The organism is Salmonella sp. SAL4457, assembly GCF_046548235.1.
GTDB lineage: Bacteria > Pseudomonadota > Gammaproteobacteria > Enterobacterales > Enterobacteriaceae > Salmonella > Salmonella enterica.
This window is the reverse complement of sequence record NZ_JBGDZO010000697.1, coordinates 1-262: the sequence shown is the minus strand read 5'-3', so window position 1 is coordinate 262 and position 262 is coordinate 1. Positions and strand designations below refer to the sequence as shown.

The window sequence follows — 262 nt, the reverse complement described above, 5'->3', positions numbered from 1 at the left end:
AACCACTACACCCAGGCGATGATGGACCTCGGCGCCACCCTCTGCACGCGCAGCAAGCCCAGTTGCCTGCTTTGCCCGCTGGTCTCGGGCTGCCGCGCGCACCTGCTCGGCCGCGAAGCCGATTATCCGCAGCCCAAGCCGCGCAAGGCGTTGCCACAGAAGCGCACGCTGATGCCGATCCTGGCCAACCGCGACGGCGCCATACTGCTCTACCGGCGGCCTTCCAGCGGACTCTGGGGCGGGCTCTGGAGCCTCCCCGAAC

1 pseudogene is annotated in these 262 nt (G+C 69.1%); it reads left to right on the top strand.

Features of this window, described 5'->3' with window-relative positions:
* Window positions 1-18: 18 nt before the first annotated feature.
* Window positions 19-262: pseudogene (locus ACLJNW_RS25965) on the top strand (A/G-specific adenine glycosylase); the annotation flags it as partial.